Origin of the sequence: Bowmanella pacifica (assembly GCF_014645355.1) — a bacterium.
Taxonomy (GTDB): Bacteria; Pseudomonadota; Gammaproteobacteria; order Enterobacterales; family Alteromonadaceae; genus Bowmanella; species Bowmanella pacifica.
Genome location: NZ_BMLS01000009.1, coordinates 108,748 through 126,639 on the forward strand (window position 1 = coordinate 108,748; position 17,892 = coordinate 126,639).

The 17,892-nt window shown below is 48.8% G+C and carries 17 protein-coding genes and 3 tRNA genes; 4 read left to right on the top strand and 16 right to left on the bottom strand.

Annotation, left to right across the window (positions count from 1 at the left end):
* Window positions 1-39: 39 nt before the first annotated feature.
* Window positions 40-1,974 (bottom strand): ATP-dependent zinc metalloprotease FtsH, encoded by a 1,935-nt coding sequence (gene ftsH, locus IEX02_RS19515; RefSeq protein ID WP_308422511.1) that lies wholly within the window; start codon window positions 1,972-1,974, stop codon window positions 40-42.
* A 646-nt stretch (window positions 1,975-2,620) separates the two neighbouring features.
* On the opposite strand from ftsH, the gene yhbY reads away from it, so the two are divergent.
* The gene (gene yhbY / locus IEX02_RS19520) at window positions 2,621-2,917 is read left to right on the top strand and encodes a ribosome assembly RNA-binding protein YhbY (RefSeq protein WP_188699145.1); all 297 of its coding nucleotides are present in this window, start codon (window positions 2,621-2,623) and stop codon (window positions 2,915-2,917) included.
* Between the two features lie 145 nt (window positions 2,918-3,062).
* Here the strand turns inward: yhbY and IEX02_RS19525 are convergent, their stop codons facing one another.
* From IEX02_RS19525 to nadA, 3 genes are all read right to left on the bottom strand, one after another.
* Entirely contained in the window at window positions 3,063-3,818 is a 756-nt protein-coding gene (locus tag IEX02_RS19525) for a substrate-binding periplasmic protein (RefSeq protein WP_188699146.1), read from the bottom strand.
* A gap of 659 nt (window positions 3,819-4,477) precedes the next feature.
* Window positions 4,478-4,565, bottom strand: a tRNA-Ser gene (locus tag IEX02_RS19530).
* A gap of 272 nt (window positions 4,566-4,837) precedes the next feature.
* Window positions 4,838-5,896 (bottom strand): quinolinate synthase NadA, encoded by a 1,059-nt coding sequence (gene nadA / locus IEX02_RS19535; RefSeq protein WP_188699212.1) that lies wholly within the window; start codon window positions 5,894-5,896, stop codon window positions 4,838-4,840.
* A 148-nt stretch (window positions 5,897-6,044) separates the two neighbouring features.
* Between nadA and IEX02_RS19540 the strand changes: the two genes are divergently transcribed.
* The 3 genes from IEX02_RS19540 (at window position 6,045) to IEX02_RS19550 (ending at window position 7,207) form a co-directional block, all read left to right on the top strand.
* Window positions 6,045-6,779, top strand: a complete 735-nt coding sequence (locus IEX02_RS19540) for a ferredoxin--NADP reductase (RefSeq protein ID WP_188699147.1) — start codon at window positions 6,045-6,047, stop codon at window positions 6,777-6,779.
* A 225-nt stretch (window positions 6,780-7,004) separates the two neighbouring features.
* A tRNA-Lys gene (locus tag IEX02_RS19545) sits at window positions 7,005-7,080 on the top strand.
* A 51-nt stretch (window positions 7,081-7,131) separates the two neighbouring features.
* Window positions 7,132-7,207 (top strand) — tRNA-Lys (locus IEX02_RS19550).
* A 234-nt stretch (window positions 7,208-7,441) separates the two neighbouring features.
* On the opposite strand, the gene ybgF is transcribed toward IEX02_RS19550, so the two are convergent.
* The 12 genes from ybgF to aspS all read right to left on the bottom strand — a co-directional run bounded on the left by ybgF (window position 7,442) and on the right by aspS (window position 17,748).
* Entirely contained in the window at window positions 7,442-8,158 is a 717-nt protein-coding gene (ybgF, locus tag IEX02_RS19555; RefSeq protein WP_373285046.1) for a tol-pal system protein YbgF, read from the bottom strand.
* Between the two features lie 45 nt (window positions 8,159-8,203).
* Complete coding sequence (gene pal / locus IEX02_RS19560) at window positions 8,204-8,746, bottom strand: peptidoglycan-associated lipoprotein Pal (protein WP_188699149.1); 543 nt, start codon at window positions 8,744-8,746, stop codon at window positions 8,204-8,206.
* Window positions 8,747-8,783: 37 nt separating this feature from the next.
* Complete coding sequence (tolB, locus tag IEX02_RS19565; protein WP_188699213.1) at window positions 8,784-10,112, bottom strand: Tol-Pal system beta propeller repeat protein TolB; 1,329 nt, start codon at window positions 10,110-10,112, stop codon at window positions 8,784-8,786.
* A 23-nt stretch (window positions 10,113-10,135) separates the two neighbouring features.
* Complete coding sequence (gene tolA, locus IEX02_RS19570) at window positions 10,136-11,008, bottom strand: cell envelope integrity protein TolA (RefSeq protein WP_188699150.1); 873 nt, start codon at window positions 11,006-11,008, stop codon at window positions 10,136-10,138.
* The gene (gene tolR / locus IEX02_RS19575; RefSeq protein WP_188699151.1) at window positions 11,009-11,431 is read right to left on the bottom strand and encodes a protein TolR; all 423 of its coding nucleotides are present in this window, start codon (window positions 11,429-11,431) and stop codon (window positions 11,009-11,011) included.
* A gap of 8 nt (window positions 11,432-11,439) precedes the next feature.
* On the bottom strand, window positions 11,440-12,126 hold the full coding sequence (gene tolQ / locus IEX02_RS19580; protein ID WP_188699152.1) for a protein TolQ: 687 nt from the start codon (window positions 12,124-12,126) through the stop codon (window positions 11,440-11,442).
* Window positions 12,116-12,526: a tol-pal system-associated acyl-CoA thioesterase gene (ybgC, locus tag IEX02_RS19585; protein WP_229702303.1), complete on the bottom strand. Its 411-nt coding sequence runs from the start codon at window positions 12,524-12,526 to the stop codon at window positions 12,116-12,118. The genes tolQ and ybgC overlap by 11 nt, the downstream gene beginning before the upstream one ends.
* 782 nt (window positions 12,527-13,308) lie before the next feature.
* A complete protein-coding gene (ruvB, locus tag IEX02_RS19590) occupies window positions 13,309-14,313 on the bottom strand; it encodes a Holliday junction branch migration DNA helicase RuvB (protein ID WP_188699153.1) in 1,005 nt (334 codons plus the stop codon).
* A gap of 44 nt (window positions 14,314-14,357) precedes the next feature.
* On the bottom strand, window positions 14,358-14,978 hold the full coding sequence (gene ruvA / locus IEX02_RS19595) for a Holliday junction branch migration protein RuvA (RefSeq protein ID WP_188699154.1): 621 nt from the start codon (window positions 14,976-14,978) through the stop codon (window positions 14,358-14,360).
* Between the two features lie 42 nt (window positions 14,979-15,020).
* Window positions 15,021-15,545 carry a crossover junction endodeoxyribonuclease RuvC gene (gene ruvC / locus IEX02_RS19600; protein ID WP_188699155.1) on the bottom strand — a complete coding sequence of 175 codons (525 nt, stop codon included), beginning with the start codon at window positions 15,543-15,545 and terminating at the stop codon, window positions 15,021-15,023.
* Entirely contained in the window at window positions 15,542-15,991 is a 450-nt protein-coding gene (gene nudB, locus IEX02_RS19605) for a dihydroneopterin triphosphate diphosphatase (protein WP_188699156.1), read from the bottom strand. Before nudB ends, ruvC begins: the two co-directional genes overlap by 4 nt.
* The gene (gene aspS, locus IEX02_RS19610; RefSeq protein ID WP_188699157.1) at window positions 15,988-17,748 is read right to left on the bottom strand and encodes an aspartate--tRNA ligase; all 1,761 of its coding nucleotides are present in this window, start codon (window positions 17,746-17,748) and stop codon (window positions 15,988-15,990) included. The genes nudB and aspS overlap by 4 nt, the downstream gene beginning before the upstream one ends.
* Window positions 17,749-17,892 lie beyond the last annotated feature (144 nt).

Consider the following 17,892-nt stretch of genomic DNA (forward strand, 5'->3'; position numbering starts at 1 on the left):
AAGGCGCTAAAAAGCGCCTTCTGATATTGATGATGGGTGTTAGCTGGGTAAGTCGCCCGGCTTACTGATATCCGCATCTGAACTTTTCTTCGTTTCAGCCTTGCTTTCAGGTTTGTTTGACTCATCGCCCTTAGGCTTGTTGTCATTATCCCAATCTGCAGGAGGACGAACATCGCGACGTGCCATCAGATCGTCGATCTGTTTGGCATCAATAGTCTCGTACTTCATCAGCGCGTCCTTCATGGCATGCAAAATATCCATGTTGTCACGCAGAATTTGCTCAGCACGATCATAGTTGCGATCAATGACGGCTTTGATTTCAGCATCAATAGCACGCGCCGTATCATCGGACATATGCTTAGCACGGGCCATACTACGTCCCAGGAACACTTCGCCTTCTTCCTCGGCGTAGAGCATAGGACCCATTTTATCTGACAGGCCCCATTGGGTGACCATCTTACGAGCCAAATCAGTAGCACGCTCTATATCGTTTGACGCTCCGGTAGTAACCTTTTCACCGCCATAAATAATGTCTTCAGCGATACGACCACCATAAAGGCTGGAAATCATGCTTTCCAGATGCTGTTTGGTGTAACTGAACCTATCCTGCTCTGGCAGGTACATGGTCACACCCAGCGCACGACCACGCGGTATAATAGACACCTTATAAACAGGATCGTGCTCGGGTACCATACGCCCCACAATAGCGTGGCCAGCTTCATGGTAGGCAGTCATCTCTTTCTCACCTTCAGACATCACCATAGACTTACGCTCTGCGCCCATCATGATCTTGTCTTTGGCTTTATCAAACTCTTCCATGGCAACCAAACGCTTGTTAGAACGTGCAGCAAACAACGCCGCTTCGTTAACCAGGTTAGCCAGATCGGCACCAGAGAAGCCAGGCGTACCACGCGCAATAACACCCGCATCAACGTTATCGGCAATAGGCACTTTACGCATATGCACTTTAAGGATCTGTTCACGACCACGAATGTCGGGCAACCCAACGACCACTTGACGGTCAAAACGGCCGGGACGAAGCAATGCAGGGTCCAAGACATCCGGACGGTTGGTCGCGGCAATCACAATAATACCTTCATGACCTTCAAAGCCGTCCATCTCAACCAACATTTGGTTCAATGTTTGCTCACGCTCATCATGACCACCGCCTAAACCGGCACCACGCTGACGGCCAACAGCATCAATCTCGTCGATAAAGATAATGCAAGGCGCTGACTTCTTAGCTTGCTCGAACATATCACGAACACGGGACGCACCCACACCGACAAACATCTCAACAAAATCGGAACCGGAGATAGTAAAGAATGGCACCTTGGCTTCACCGGCAATGGCTTTTGCCAACAAGGTTTTACCTGTACCGGGAGGGCCGACCATCAGAACGCCTTTAGGAATTTTTCCCCCCAGTTTCTGGAACTTGGACGGATCGCGCAAGAAGTCAACTAATTCAGATACATCTTCTTTAGCTTCATCACAGCCCGCCACATCTGCAAAGGTAGTCTTAATCTGATCTTCGCCCAGCAAACGCGCCTTGCTCTTGCCAAACGACATCGCCCCGCGACCACCGCCGCCCTGCATCTGACGCATGAAGAAAATCCATACCCCGATAAGCAGCAACATCGGGAACCAAGAGATGAAAATGTTGGCCAGCATTGACGGACGCTCAGGCGGCTCATTGATCATACGCACATCATTCTTGATGAGGTCTGTCACCAGGCCGTTATCGCCAACAGATGGAATAAAGGTGGTAAAGCTTTCGCCGCTACGGGACACCCCTTTGATTTCCCGACCATCAATGCGCACTTCACGCACCATTCCCTGATTCACCTCATTGATGAACTGGGTGTAATCATATTGGCGTCCAGAAGATTCCCCCGGGGTGAAACTCTGAAACACCGTCATTAATACGACGGCTATAACCAACCACAAAATTAAATTTTTTGCCATATCGCTCAACGCTGTAACCTCTGTAAAAACAGTTCTTATCCGGACCGGTTTTCCTAACCGGTATCCCACTTAGCAGTACAAGCCAAACCAACCAGGATGTAACGCCTATGAAACCCTTACCTGTCATGTGGCAATACCGCATTAGGGTTGGCTCCAGAGTCCGGCAGGCTTAGCCTACCAGAGTTCGACGCTCGAAACTATGTAAACCGCCTCAATATCACCCTTGAAACCGGTTACCTCTTGGCTCCCTTATTTGCGGAAGCCTTCTTCTAAACTTAAGACTGACATTTTGCTCGGACATAGAAAAACTATACCAATCTGTGGTTAGCAACACACCAGCGCTTTCCCCGATATCTCAACGCTTATCACAGAGGTGGTGTACTTCAACTGGCTTGAACCCCTGCACTACAAAGCGTAGGCGCCCTATTGAATTCCACCATTTTATCTGTGCCTAAGCCCTTTTCTAACCATGCCCACTGACAAAGTGCATTGCCTTTACGCTATTTTAAGCTTTAGCCGATGACGCCTTTTTTAGCATAACCTGCTAATGTCATTAGGCATGCGCTTAAGATGGCGGTAGAATACCGTTTTTCAACCCTTTAGACACACCAATTAACGCTGGTGTGTTTTAGTTAAAAGATAAATTTGTAACCTAATGATTCTTTCTACCAAACAGAAGCAATACCTCAAAGGTTTAGCCCATTCGCTCAAGCCTGTTGTACTACTTGGCAACAATGGCTTAACCGAAGGCGTATTAGCTGAAATTGATAACGCCCTTAATCACCACGAACTGATAAAAGTGAAAGTGGCGACAACGGACCGCGAACAAAAACGGTTAATTTGCGATGCCATTGCTCGTGAAACAAAAGCGCTGAACGTACAACTTATCGGCCACAACCTGGTGTTATACCGGGAAAGCGAAGAGAAAAAGATCCGCATCCCCAAAGGCTGAGTCAGCTCGGCCTTCCGCCCTCGTATTATAGCTACCCGGCTCGTGGCCTTTGTAGGGAAAAGCTTAGCCTTCCTTAGCGGTCGCGACATAATTGATAAAACTGTTTCAATTAATAGATAATTTCATCAATCTCATTCCCTGAGACTCAGTTCATTGCGGTTTGCGCAACCTGATACTTCTGAATCAGGGAATCAACATCCCCTGCTACACGAAGACTATCAAGAGTCCATTGCAGACGCTCACGGAGTGGCTCAGGAAAAGCGGCATTCAGAGCCAGATAATTCCCCTGAACATCGAGAGGGAATTCCAGTACCGGCACCAGATCATCAAAGGCAAAGCCTAAGGGGTGAATTTGATAGTTGAGCGTCAAAGGTGAACCAATAATTAAGTCAAGTTTTCCTTTTATAAACAACTGCATGTCAGCATTTTTATAGGATACATTGAGTAGATTCTTGCCTTTCTCGAAGCCATGTTTTAACAACACCGCTTCATAAATATCATTAGGTTGAATGCCTATGGTATAACGCGTAGCGTCGCTAAGAGAGGTAAGGGAAATGTCATCACGATGTTTTAGCCGATAAAGGTAAGACGTTGACTTCACCAGTGGTCCCACCCATTTAAACTGCTGCTCACGCTCTTTATATCTGGCGGTTGAAATCAGGCCACTTAACTTATGCTGCCGGGTTAACTGAAATGATCGGCTCCAAGGCAACAACTCCAACTCACAATCAACCTCTGCCCGCTCGCACACCAGCATGATTAGCTCTGCATTAATACCCACCACCTTCCCCTCTTGTATAAACTGGTAAGGAGGAAAGTGCTCCGTATAGATGGTCATAGACTCAGCCCAGGCAGGCCGTAGCATTGCCAGCATCACGAACAGCGCCATTCTGACAAACATACTTCCTCCTTTTGCTACTGACTTCAGAGTAATAAAGCTCAACTACCTAAACAACAATTATTGTCATGTCAGCACAGCAAATACATGGCAGTTGAGGCTCCGCTTTATCCAGCAAAAACAATGCTCTTCAGCGTATTCCGTGATTAATAAAGTAAAGATATAAACACGTAAAGCTAAAATAGATGGGCAAAATAACACTAATAGATTCCCCCGGGGTCGACATTAGAGCCTGTTGACCTTTTTGAGTACAGAGGTCCCGTCCAGATACTGATATCTGTTCAGTTTTGAGATTTTACATCGGGAGGGATTACAGAATACGTCCTGTATTCTGCCCTGCGGGCCGCCGCTGACTGCGCGGCGTTCCAACTTGCTCCCGGCAAATTGGTCGAACCAAGGGTTCAAACCATGGCCGCCCTCCACGGAATATAAAAGCAAAAGGCCCCGTCCAAATACAGATATCTGTTCAGTTTTGAGATTTTACGACGGGAGGGATGACTCCGGGCTTCCTGCCCTTCGCCCTGCGGGCCGCCGCTGACGGCGCGGCGTTCCAACTTGCTCCCAGCAAGTTGGTCGAACCAAGGGTTCGAACCATGACCGCCCTGCACGGGATATAAAAGCAAAAGGCCCCGTCCAACTGGACGGGGCCTTTTGCTTTTATATGGCGGTGAGGGAGGGATTCGAACCCTCGATACGTTGCCGTATACACACTTTCCAGGCGTGCTCCTTCAGCCACTCGGACACCTCACCTAATTCTGATTTTTTGGCCGCGTTGTTTAACTGGGTTAAATTCCAGGAGCACTGCGGCATGCTCGTTGCTTGGGGCTCCAGCCCTAAATTTTGTCTGCTTTGAGCATAAACCCAAACTTGGCAGAAATTCCGAACAGGTAACTAAAAGCTCCCCTGTTCAAGCGCCGCGTATGTTAGGGAATTCACTATTGTTAATCAAGGAAAATATCGGGCTGAATATGTCATTCGCTATATAATTAGCCAAATAAGCGATAAATCCGCCCGATGCCCCCTTAAGCGTTGCCTTTCACCTTCATGCTATGTGCTGCCGCAAAGTCCAGCATCCGGTTCAGAGGAACCATCGCTTTAACCCTGGTTGCCTCATCAACAAAAATTTCATGGCCGCTATTATCGGTCAAGGCTTGCTCGATAGCGTCCAGCCCATTCATCGCCATCCACGGACAATGCGCACAACTTTTACAGGTTGCACCATTTCCACCTGTTGGCGCTTCAAGGAAGATCTTACCTGGAGCTGCCTGCTGCATCTTATAAAAGATACCTTTGTCGGTGGCGACAATAAGTCGCTCATTAGGCAGCGTCTGAGCGGCCTTAATCAACTGTGATGTAGAACCAACAGCATCGGCCATTGTCACGACATTGGCGGGCGACTCAGGATGAACAAGAATAGCTGCATCGGGGTACTGCTGCTTTAGCGAGGCCAAAGCCCGGGCTTTAAATTCATCATGAACAATACAAGCGCCCTGCCACATTAGCATCTCGGCACCAGTCTGTTTCTCTATATAAGAACCCAGGTGGCGATCCGGGCCCCAGAGTATTTTCTTCCCTTGACTGTCCAGATGCTCAACAATCTCCAATGCAATACTGGACGTCACCACCCAATCAGCACGGGCCTTTACCGCAGCCGACGTATTGGCATACACCACCACAGTATGATCAGGGTGTTCGTCACAAAAGGCACTGAACTTGTCGATAGGGCAGCCTAAATCCAGCGAGCAGGTTGCTTCTAACGTAGGCATTAGCACCGTTTTTTCCGGGCTGAGAATTTTAGCGGTCTCGCCCATAAACTTAACACCTGCAACGATCAGGGTTTGTTCTTTAGCATCACGACCAAACCTGGCCATTTCCAATGAATCTGCTACGCAGCCATGGGTTTCCTCGGCTAAAGCCTGAATAACTGGGTCGGTATAATAGTGCGCGACCAAAACGGCATTCTTTTCTTTCAACAAACGTTTGATACGCTCTCTGTAAGCCAATTGTTGCGCTTCATCTAGTGCAGCAGGCTTAGGAGGAAATGGATATTCGAGGGTATCAATGGTTTGAGTCTGAATCATGGTACGGCTCGGCATTGCTAGGGGCTGCGGATTATACAAGCTTTACAAAAAAATTGATATGCCGTGACAGCGCGTAAATAAAGCCCCCCATCGACAGAAAAGCCAGTTGGCTTGTTCTATATATAAGAGATGTGCAAGAGGAGGAAATATGTGGATTGAAGGCACGATAGTGAAGCGCAAAGACTGGAACAATAAACTATTCTCCTTGTTGATTCAGGCCGATATAGCACCTTTTGAACCCGGCCAGTTTATTAAGGTGGCATTGCCTTTAGAAGATAAACGCATCGGCAGGGCCTATTCGTTAGTTAACCAACCAGGTAGCGATATGCTGGAAATACTGGTTGTAGCCGTAGAGAACGGCAAACTCTCACCTGCGCTGGCCAATCTTCAAGTCGGTGACAGGTTGCAGGTCAGCGCTAAGGCCAGTGGCTTTATGACACTTGATGGAATCCCTCCCTGTCGCGATCTTTGGCTGTTAGCCACAGGCACCGCTGTTGGCCCCTTTATCTCCATGCTCAGATGCGAACAAATCTGGGAGCAGTTTGAGAATATAGTGCTGGTCTACGGTGTCAGGTACGCCGAAGATCTCGCCTATATAGATGAGTTAAACGAAATCGCGTTGCTGCATCCACAATTCAGACTTTGTCTTAGCGTCACCCGCGAATCTATTGATGCAGCCTACTCAAAACGGATCACCAGTCTGCTCAGTGAAGGTATTCTGGAAAACGACCTGGCATTAGCTATTAATCCGGCAAACAGCCACCTTATATTGTGTGGAAATCCGCAGATGGTCAGTGAAACACAGCAACTTTTGCAACAAAGAGGCTTAGCTATGCACCTAAAAAGGCACGCAGGCCAAATTAGTGTGGAAAAATACTGGTAGTAAGAACAACTCATCGCCTCTTTGAAGACAATTTTGTTCACGAAAAACAGGCAGTAAAGGGCACTACAAAGCATGTTTTTTAGCCGCTGCGGTGCTAATTTTGCACATACCGCCTATAAATAAAGCATTCAGAAAGAAAAATGTCATTTTCTGGGAAATTTGGGTTGCGCGTGGTTCTGAAATAAGTATTATATGCGCCCGTTGCAGCAGACAACGAAAACAAGTGGGTCGTTAGCTCAGTTGGTAGAGCAGTTGACTTTTAATCAATTGGTCGCTGGTTCGAATCCAGCACGACCCACCACTTTCTCCTAGCTTTCGCGAATGAGAAAATCTGCTACCTTCCATAGATTGTGGGTCGTTAGCTCAGTTGGTAGAGCAGTTGACTTTTAATCAATTGGTCGCTGGTTCGAATCCAGCACGACCCACCACAATCTAAAAAGTACCAAGCATTCCAAACTCCCTACCCTAGTCAACACAACCTTAATAGGTCGTGCGGGGTGAGAACCAGCCGCTTCGAAAACAGCGGACATATTGTTATTCAAGACAAGCCTTCAGGCGATTATCAGGCCTATTACTGGCCATCTTGGGCGTACTTTATGCAGACATAAAAAAACGCCGCAGAGCATTACCCTGCGGCGTTTAATGAGATTTGCAACTTATGCTTAATTCGCTTTAAGTGTACGAAGCCTGGGTTCGGCCAGTTTTCTGGCTGATGAATCAGGGTACTCACGAACAACCTGTTCATAAAGTTGCTGTGCCCGGGCAAGGTTTGCTTGATTTTGTGCAATCATCCCCAGCTTCAACAAGGAATCCGCACGCTTATTTGAATCAGGGAATTCAGAAATAACCCGTTCAAAATGACTGGCTGCGCCACTCCAATCTTGCTTATTAAACAACAACTGACCCAACCAGTATCTCGCGTTAGCAGCAAAACCTGACGTTGGGTAAGCTTTCAGAAAGGCTTCGAACTCGGGGATTGCCTGATCATAACGCTTGTCACGTAAAATCAGATTTACCGCACGATCGTAGGCTTCCTGCTCGCTCATCGAACCTGCTGTCGGACCCGCATCAGCTAAAGGTGCAGTGTAATCAGGCTGACTACTTGCCGGCCTCTTCAGCACTGCATCAATACGCTTATCAATTTCCAGATACAACTCCCGTTGCCGTTCCAGAATTTGCTCCAGCTTGTGGCTATGTAACTCCACAACCCCGCGCAGGTCGTTAACCTCGTTTTGTACCTGATCTAATTGAGCTTGCACCGAATGCTGTGCATTCGTTCGGGCATCAACCATACGCTCTAATGCAGCCATCCGGCTTTCTAAACTACCAGAAGTTACATCAGAGACAGGCGCAGGAGCCGCACAAACGGCGGCTCCCATAAAGGTTCCGATTAAGGCTACGTGACACTTAATCATCGTTAATGCTTAACGATAAACCAATACGCCGCGACGGTTTTTAGCAAACGCCGCTTCGGTCAGGCTTGGATCAAGAGGTTTCTCTTCACCATAAGATACAACAGAAATCTGTGAACTGCTGACACCAGCGTTTTGCAGATAAGTAGCTACAGACTTAGCACGACGCTCACCCAAGGCAATGTTGTACTCAGGTGTACCACGGCTGTCACAGTGACCTTCAACAGTCACAGTTTGACCAGGGTTTTTGATCAGGAATGCGGCGTGTTTGTCCAGAATACCGTAGTAATCTGAACCAACGGTAGAACGGTCAAAGTCAAAGTATACGATCTGTTCATTTTGCAGCGCATCTAACTCTTCACGCGCCAGCTCCTGGGGCGTTTTTACACGTTCAACGGTACCGGTTTGCACGTTAGAAGAAGATTCTTGTCCTGCACTGGTTTGAGACTGATTGGTTGACGCTTGTTCATCAACCTGGCTGCTGGAAGAACAAGCCATCAGAGTGATTACCGGCAGAGCAATGATGACGCCCTTGAATACTTTATTTAGTTGCATTCTCGTGATCCTTATTGTTTTCAAAGGTTTTAACAAATTACATTAAAAACGGCGACCAGCTTGGTGATTTAACCTGTCCATTAGCCGCAGGTAACCTTGCTTTAAAGCGCCCATCCAACGATACAAGCGACAGAACCTGCCTTCTGTTATGCAGGGTACTGTATATTATCATACTGCCATTCGGCGCAATACTGGGCGACTCATCCAGATAAGTCTTGGTCAGCACCTGCATCATACCGGACGACATATCTAATCTTGCAATGTGATAGTTTCCATTTGTACGGTTAACCATCACCACTTCCTTGCCGTCGGGCGTGACCGTAGCCCCTAGGTTCATTTCTCCATCAAAAGTCAAGCGGCGAACCTTGCCCGAGCCTAAATTTACGCTATATAACTGAGGTTTACCACCCCGTTCTGAGGTAAAGATGATGTTTTGCCCATCCGGTGTCCAGGTCGGCTCGGTATCAATATTACGGCTGTCTGTCAGGCGGCGAAGTTGTTTACTAGCCAAATCCATCAGATAGATATCGGGGTTACCGTCTTTGGACAACACCATCGCCATTTTTTTGCCATCAGGCGAGAATTGGGGGGCGCCATTGATACCAGGGAAATTGGTAATTCGGGTCCGGCTCATCGTGTAAATATCCTGAATGTATATCTGTGAACGATGGTTTTCAAAACTCACATAAGCCAGCTTGCTGCCATCAGGTGACCAAACCGGGGACATCAAAGGTTCTTTAGAGCGCAGTAAAACGGTTTCGTTGAATCCATCATAATCTGCGACAACCAACTGATAAGGAAAAGGTTCTTGCGCGCGGTCGCGAACAATAACGTAAGCAATACGGGTTAAAAATGCACCGCGCTCCCCCGTTAGCTTTTCATAGACAATATCGGAAATCCGGTGTGCATGCTGACGGAAGCTATTGCCGTCGATAGCATGTTGGCGGTTGACCAGAATATGGTCGCTGCTACCAATTAACTTACCATTGCTCAGCACTTGCGCCTTACCACCGGTTATCTGCCCACGCAGCACATCAATCAGCTCAAAAGACACCAGGTAGCGGTCAATGCCTTGCTCTTCAACTTTGCCAACCAATACAGCTTCCACCCCTTTGGTGGCCCAGGCGGCGTAATCCACTTCACCGTCTCGACTTGGCATCTGCGGCATGCTGGCGGTCTTAATGGGGTTAAACTTACCGCTTCTGGCCAAATCAGCTGAAATGACCTCAGATAAGTTTAAAGGTACACGTCCTTGCCCTTTCCATTGAAAAGGTACAATAGCAACCGGCCGGGCCGTATCAATACCTTCGGTAATCACAATCTCTAATGTTGCGTTGGCACTCAACACACAACAGCTGTACGCCATAACGGCAAATAACAATCTTTTAATCACAGGTTTGGCTCTACGGTTAAGTTAATATCTCTAAGCTTTTCATATACATCCGGCTCCGGAGATACCGGCAATGTTTCAGCCTTGTATACGGCAGTTTGTGCAGCTCGACATAAAATGGCATCCCCATTCAAAATTCTGACTTGGGTCACTAATCCATTTGAAGCAAGCCGAATATTCAGTCGACAGGACTTACCTTTCATGGACTGATCAACAATCAGATTTCGTTGAATAGCTTGCTTAATCAGCGCCGTGTATTTTTGTAACTCGGTTAACACTTGCTGACTGCGACGCCGCTGCTGAGCCGCCTGCTCGGCCTGCAGTTGTTCCTGCATCTGCCGCTCCATTTCAGCGCGCTCTTGTGCTTCACGACGTTTTCGCTCGTCTTCCGCTTTCTTTTCTCGCTCACGTTTCTCTTTGGCTGCCTTCTCTGCCTTCAAACGTTCCTGCTCTTTGCGCTTACGTTCGGCTTCTGCCTTCTCTGCGCGCTTTTTCTCTGCCGCTTTACGTTTTGCCTCAGCGGCAGCAGCATCGGCTTTACGTTTTTCCTCCGCCTTACGCTTTTTATCCAGCTCAACCTGGCGCGCACGTTCCTTTTCTTGTTGGCGTTTCTTCTCGGCTTCTTTGGCCTTACGCTCTATCTCAGCCAGCCTTTGCCGTTCAGCGCGCTTTTCTGCGTCCTTCTTGTCTTGAATTCGCTTAGCCTGCGCGTCAATCACCGCCTTATCTATAGCAACCGCCTGCACCACATTCATTTGCGGTAAGTCAGGCGTCGGCATAGGCGTGTGAAAGTTCACACTGACAGCTAACAGCACCAAGAGGACAAGATGCAGTGCAACGGATTTCCACAAGGAATCCTTCAACTTGACCATCTACTGCTCCGTGGAATCCGTCATCAAACCAACAGAGGGGACACCGGCATGTTGCAGCAATACCATTAACTGTACTACCTGGTTGTAAGCTACCCGGCCATCACCTTTTACCACCACTGGCGCCTCAGGTTGCAGCTTTAACTGTTCAGCCACAAGCGCAGCTAATTCATCGGCAGCCATGGGTTTGTCAGGATTGCCCCCCACATTCAGAAAATACTCGCCATCCATATTCACAGACGCAATGATAGGCGGCTTAGAATCATCAGACAGGGCTTCTGCTGATGCTTTGGGCAGCTCTACTTTTACGCCTTGAGTCACTAACGGTGCTGTCACCATAAAAATGATAAGTAGCACCAACATGACATCGATATAGGGAACGACGTTAATTTCCGAGACCGGGCGGCGACGCTTTCTCTCGTACATATTCGCTCCTAGGCTGCGCTTTCGCTGGCGTGAGACTGGCGATGCAGAATACTGGAGAACTCTTCCATAAAGTTGGCATAGCTGTTTTCCAGCTTCTCAACCTGATGGCTGAAACGGTTATACGCAATAACCGCCGGAATAGCGGCAAACAGACCCATGGCTGTCGCGATCAGTGCTTCGGCAATACCGGGCGCAACCATGGCCAAGGTTGCCTGCTGCACTTCACCTAAGGCAATAAAGGCCGTCATAATGCCCCACACCGTGCCAAACAAACCAATATATGGGCTGATGGAGCCGGCGGTGGCTAAAAAGGGTAAATGGCTTTCTAATGAATCAACTTCACGGGACAGCACGACACGCATGGCACGGTAAGTACCATCCATCACCGCCTGTGGCGAGGCCGCTGCACTTTTGCGCAAACGGGCAAATTCTTTAAATCCGGCTACAAACAAGCTGGCCATACCGGACACTTGATTACGCGCAGAAATTTCCTGGAACAAGCGATTCAAATCACCGCCAGACCAAAACTTATCTTCAAACTTACGAACCTCAGCCTGAGCGAACTTCAGTGCTTTGCTGCGTTGAAAGATAAATGCCCAGGACACCACTGAAGTAGCAAGCAACAGCAGCATAACAAGTTTGACCAATAAGCTGGCTTGCATAAACAAGCTGAATACAGACATTTCACCTGACACAGGATAGTTCCCCTAAAATAAATTCCGGTATGCCGATAGGTTTCATCTCAACCAGGTTGACACAAACCACCTTCACCGACGCGCGCACTAATACGTTGTTGTTTTGATCCAAGATCTTTTGTTGGAATTGCAGGCTGGCCCGTTTTACCTCAGCGATCTGAGACTCAACACGCAGTAGCTGATTAAACTTGGCTGCGGCCTGATAATCCACTTCCACCCGTTTGACGACAAAACCTATAGATTGTTCCAATAACAGATCTTGTTCTATACCTAAAGCGCGCAGCCATTCTGTTCTGGCCCGCTCTAAAAACTTCAGGTAGTTGGCATAATACACTATGCCCCCTGCGTCCGTGTCCTCATAATAAACTCGGATTTCATGAATATGCGTCGTCACCGCCAATAAGTTCCAAAAATTAACATTCAGCTCCTAGCATACCAAGCCCGACCACCCTCTGTAACGGGTAGACTATCGCAACTGATGTTTTTTTATACCAAAGCGAACAATCTTAATCCCCTTACGCTGTGGGAACTGCGCCCCGATACGAGTCATTTCCGCCTCGGAAAAAGCTGTCTTTATGATATGTAATTGCATATCTATCTACCGACACTGCATAAAGTCATAGCCAAAGGGAATGTTGATAGTATTTTTAATCGATTACAAAACAACCAGAATTGCAAAAGCCCATTTTTAATGGGCCTTTCAGGCTATTATTTCAGAAAAATGACAACAGCAAATTTAAACAATAGATTTACACATTAGTTTTACTAATGATAAATGACAGAAAAACTCAATTGTGCAATCACCTCAAAGCCGTAAAATACACTTCGTATTCTGAGCTAGCGCACGATGTTTCATCTTTGAGAGCCAGATGCATTTGTCACATCTCCTGTTGACATGTTCCCTGGAAGGGTTTTCCTTTTCCTTCAACACTTGTTGCTTTTGCCCACCTTTTAGGTGGGCTTTTTTTTTGCCTGTTTTAGGCGTAAGGCGTAAGGCGTAAGGCGTAAGGCGTAAGGCGTAAGGCGTAAGGCGTAAAATTTTGGCTTAACGCATTGATATAGCAATATTTATCCGGACTTTTCCAGCTTGGGTATAGTAGATGGCGGGTGTTATCTGCTGCTGGTTTAACGCTTCACAGAGAGTCGGACCTGAGCCCGACGCCTCTGAGTCACGCCCAACCTCTAACCTTGAATATCAAAGCCTAAATGCAGGAAAGCTCTTTGGGTGGCAATACGTCCACGAGGGGTGCGCTGCAAAAAACCTTGCTGAATCAAAAATGGCTCGATGACATCTTCAATGGTGTCTTTTTCTTCACCAATAGCAGCAGCCAGGTTATCCAATCCCACGGGACCACCAGAAAACTTGTCGATAATGGCATTCAGTAACTTTCTATCCATATAATCGAAGCCTTCTTTGTCTACATCCAACATGTCCAGTGCTTTGGCGGCGACTTGCTGAGATATTACACCATCGGCTTTGATTTCTGCATAATCCCGCACCCGGCGCAGTAATCGGTTGGCAATACGTGGCGTGCCTCTGGCTCGTCTCGCCACTTCCAAGGCGCCCTCTTCCTGCATATTCAGATTCAGGTAGTTAGCCGAGCGCTGCACAATCTGGGTCAGATCGCGCACATTGTAAAATTCCAGGCGCTGCACAATGCCGAAACGATCGCGCAGTGGTGAGGTTAACGAACCGGCTCGGGTGGTGGCCCCCACCAGGGTAAAAGGTGGCAAATCGAGCTTGATGGAACGGGCTGCTGGCCCTTCCCCAATCATAATATCCAACTGGTAGTCTTCCATGGCTGGATACAAGATCTCTTCGACTACTGGGCTAAGACGGTGAATTTCATCAATAAATAGCACATCATGGGCTTCTAGATTAGTCAAAAGCGCCGCCAGGTCTCCGGCTTTTTCCAGTACCGGCCCAGAGGTGGTTTTGATATTGACCCCCATTTCATTGGCCACAATGTTCGCCAGGGTGGTTTTCCCCAATCCGGGCGGGCCGAAAATAAGTAAATGATCCAGCGCATCCTGGCGCTTACGGGCAGCCTGAATAAAAATTTCCATTTGCTCACACACATGATCCTGGCCAGTGTAATCGGCCAGCATTTTAGGGCGTATGGCACGATCTACCGCCTCATCTTCTTCTCTGGCGGTAGGCTGGATCAATCTGTCGGCTTCTATCATCTGTTATGCTCTTGGCTGATATAAGGTTGGCAACGCAGCCTGCGTTACAGCATGGAACGTAAGGCGTCGCGGATAAGCTGCTCAGAACTCAATCCGTCCTTGTACAAGGACTTCACAGTTTTCTCCGCTTGCGCTGGTTTATAACCCAACGCAATCAAGGCGCTGATCGCCTCGTCACGAGGGTCATCAGATACCACAAAAGTATTCTCCACCGGCCCGGTTTGTGAGGCAAGGGTAAAGGCTTGTTCATCATCACCAAGGAAGTGTTTCAATCTGTCCTTCAGTTCCACCAATAAACGTTCAGCGGTTTTACGCCCCACACCAGGCAACTTTATCAGCGCACTAACATCCTGATTTTGTACACAAATCACAAACTGACTGGCCGACATACCCGATAAAATCGTCAGCGCCAGTTTAGGTCCCACACCATTGGCCTTGATAAGTTCTCTGAACAGGGCCCGCTCTGCTTTGCTGGCAAAGCCAAACAGCAGTTGGGCATCTTCCCGCACCACAAAATGGGTATAGATTACGGCTTCCTTGCCGAGCTCGGGAAGTTGGTAAAAACTGGTCATCGGCATCTGGATTTCATAGCCAACACCACCTACCTCGATTAACACTTCGGGTGGCTGCTTCTCAATCAGTATGCCGCGAATTCTGCCTATCATTATGCCTTCCTGTTACTTGTTCTGTTCGTCAATCCGCCTTGCTTAGCGGCGCAATCGCCCGCGCACCGTTTTACTCGCCTGCCCTGCCAGTTTGATCAGGCTCTGGCTGGTATGGCCATGGCACAGCGCTACCGCTAAGGCATCCGCCGCATCCGCCTGGGGTTTACCGGGTAATTTGAGCAGGTAAGTGACCATATGCTGAACTTGCTCTTTGGCGGCACTGCCCTTGCCTACCACGGCTTGTTTTATCTGCCTTGCCGAATATTCAGAAACCAGCAAGGCTTGATTAGTAGCGGCCACAATCGCTGCGCCACGCGCTTGTCCCAACTTCAAAGCCGAATCGGGGTTGCGGGCCATAAATACCTGTTCCACCGCCATCTGGGTAGGTTGATACTGGGTGATGAGCTCGGTGATGCCATTATAGATAAGCTGTAAACGCTCGGGCAGAGCTCCGTCAGGGAGGCGAATACAGCCACTGCCCAGGTACTCAAATTTACTGCCAACCTGACGTATCACCCCATAACCGGTGATCCTTGAGCCGGGATCGATACCTAAAATAATACTCACAGGTCTTCTCCCCACGCCTTGGCTAGCCGTTTAATGGCTTCTCGATTGGTCTGTGACCACACCTTTTGCGCGGCCTCCCGCCAGGGAAGCCATAAATAATCGCTGTGTTCGCTAAGCGCAATAGTCTGGCCAGATTTTACTTGCAGACAAAACACATATTCCGTGTTGGTGGTTACGCCGGGGGCATACCTGTGACGCCAGGCGGGACGAATGTCGTATTGGTTGGTAATAGCACAATCCACTAACTGATAGCCAAGGGTTGCAACATCAATACCCGTTTCTTCCAGCACTTCACGCAAGGCGGTATCGAAAGGCTGTTCATCCGGCTCCATGGAGCCGGTGACCGATTGCCAGAAATTGGCATCATCCAGACGCTGCATCACCAACACTCGGTGATGCTGGTCATAAATTACCACCAGCACCGAGCGTGGCTGTTTAAAACTCATTGGCTGGTTTTAACAGTCTGGATAGCCAGTTCTTTGAGTGCATCAGGATTGGCAGGCGACGGCGCGTCAGTTAACGGACAAGCCGCCGTGGTAGTTTTGGGGAAAGCCATCACATCACGAATGGAGCTTGCGCCCACCATCAGCATCACCATACGGTCTAAGCCAAAGGCCAAACCCGCATGTGGCGGTGCACCGTAGCGCAGCGCTTCGAGCAGGAAGCCAAATTTCAGCTCAGCTTCTTCGTCACTGATGCCCAGGATGCGGAAGACCTCGGCCTGCATAGCCTGATCGTGAATACGTACCGAGCCACCGCCCAGTTCCACACCGTTTAGCACCATATCGTAAGCATTGGATACCGCATTTTGCGGGTCGGCCGCCAATTGCGCAGGAGTCATGTCACGTGGCGCGGTAAACGGATGATGCAACGCGTACAAGTTGCCATCCACTTCTTCGAACATGGGGAAGTCCACCACCCACAACGGACGCCACTCACCTTGCAACAGATTCAGGTCTTCACCCAGCTTAAGACGCAGAGCGCCCAGGGCCTCGGTAACCACACGAGCAGAATCAGCGCCAAACAGCAGGATATCGCCGGTTTCGGCACCGGTGCGTGCCAGTAAGGCGTTCGCCACCTCTTCACCGAGGAATTTAAGAATAGGAGACTGCAAACCTTCCAGACCCGCCGCCTTGTCGTTTACCTTCAACCAGGCCAGGCCTTTGGCGCCGTAGATACCAACAAAGTTGCCGTAGTCATCCAACTGCTTACGGGACAAAGTGGCGCCGCCCGGCACACGAATAACACTTACGCGCCCCTTGGGATCATTGGCCGGACCACTGAATACTTTAAACTCGACATCCTTAACCAGGTCTGCCACATCCACCAGCTCCAGTGGGTTACGCAAATCCGGCTTATCACTACCGTAGCGCTGCATGGCGTCGGCATAGGTCATACGCGGGAACTCACCTAGCTCCACATTTAGCAGGTCGTTAAACAGGCCACGAATCATTCGTTCAGTGATGGCCATTACACCATCGGCATCGAGGAAAGAGGTCTCGATATCGATTTGGGTAAATTCTGGCTGGCGGTCAGCGCGCAGGTCTTCGTCGCGGAAGCATTTAACAATCTGGTAGTAACGGTCCATGCCCGACATCATCAGCAGCTGTTTAAACAGCTGTGGTGATTGCGGCAGGGCAAAAAATTCACCTTTATGGGTACGGCTGGGCACCAGATAATCCCGAGCCCCTTCCGGCGTCGCTTTAGTCAGAATTGGCGTTTCAATATCCAGAAAGCCTTCGTCTTCCAAATAACGACGTACCGCCCCCGTTACTTTGGCGCGGAACATCAGACGCTCGGTCATCACCGGGCGACGCAGGTCAAGATAACGGTACTTTAAACGCTGCTCTTCCGAGTTTTCCTGGTTGAAGTCCAGCGGCAAAGGTGCAGCTTTGTTCAGCACAGTGAGCGCTTTACCCAGGATTTCAATTTCCCCGGTACTCATGTCTTTATTGACCTGTCCTTCTGGACGGGCACGTACCAGACCTGTGATTTGCACACAAAATTCGTTACGCACTTTATTGGCTTGCTCGAAAACATCGGCCAAGTCAGGATCGTACACCACCTGCACTACGCCCTGGCGATCACGTAAATCGAGGAAAATAACGCCACCTAGGTCACGTCGACGATTTACCCAACCAGTCAGCGTCACTTCCTGACCAACAAAAGATGCATTGATATTGCCGCAATAATCTGTGCGCATGAATAAAACCTTGTCTTAGAAAACCGGCCCTGAATTGGCCGAGAAAAAAAGCCGAAACCAAAGGCCGCATAGTATACCCAAACCATATGAATATGCGAGGTGTCACGCAGGCTTCTGTCATGACCTGTTACTTTGATAGACTGG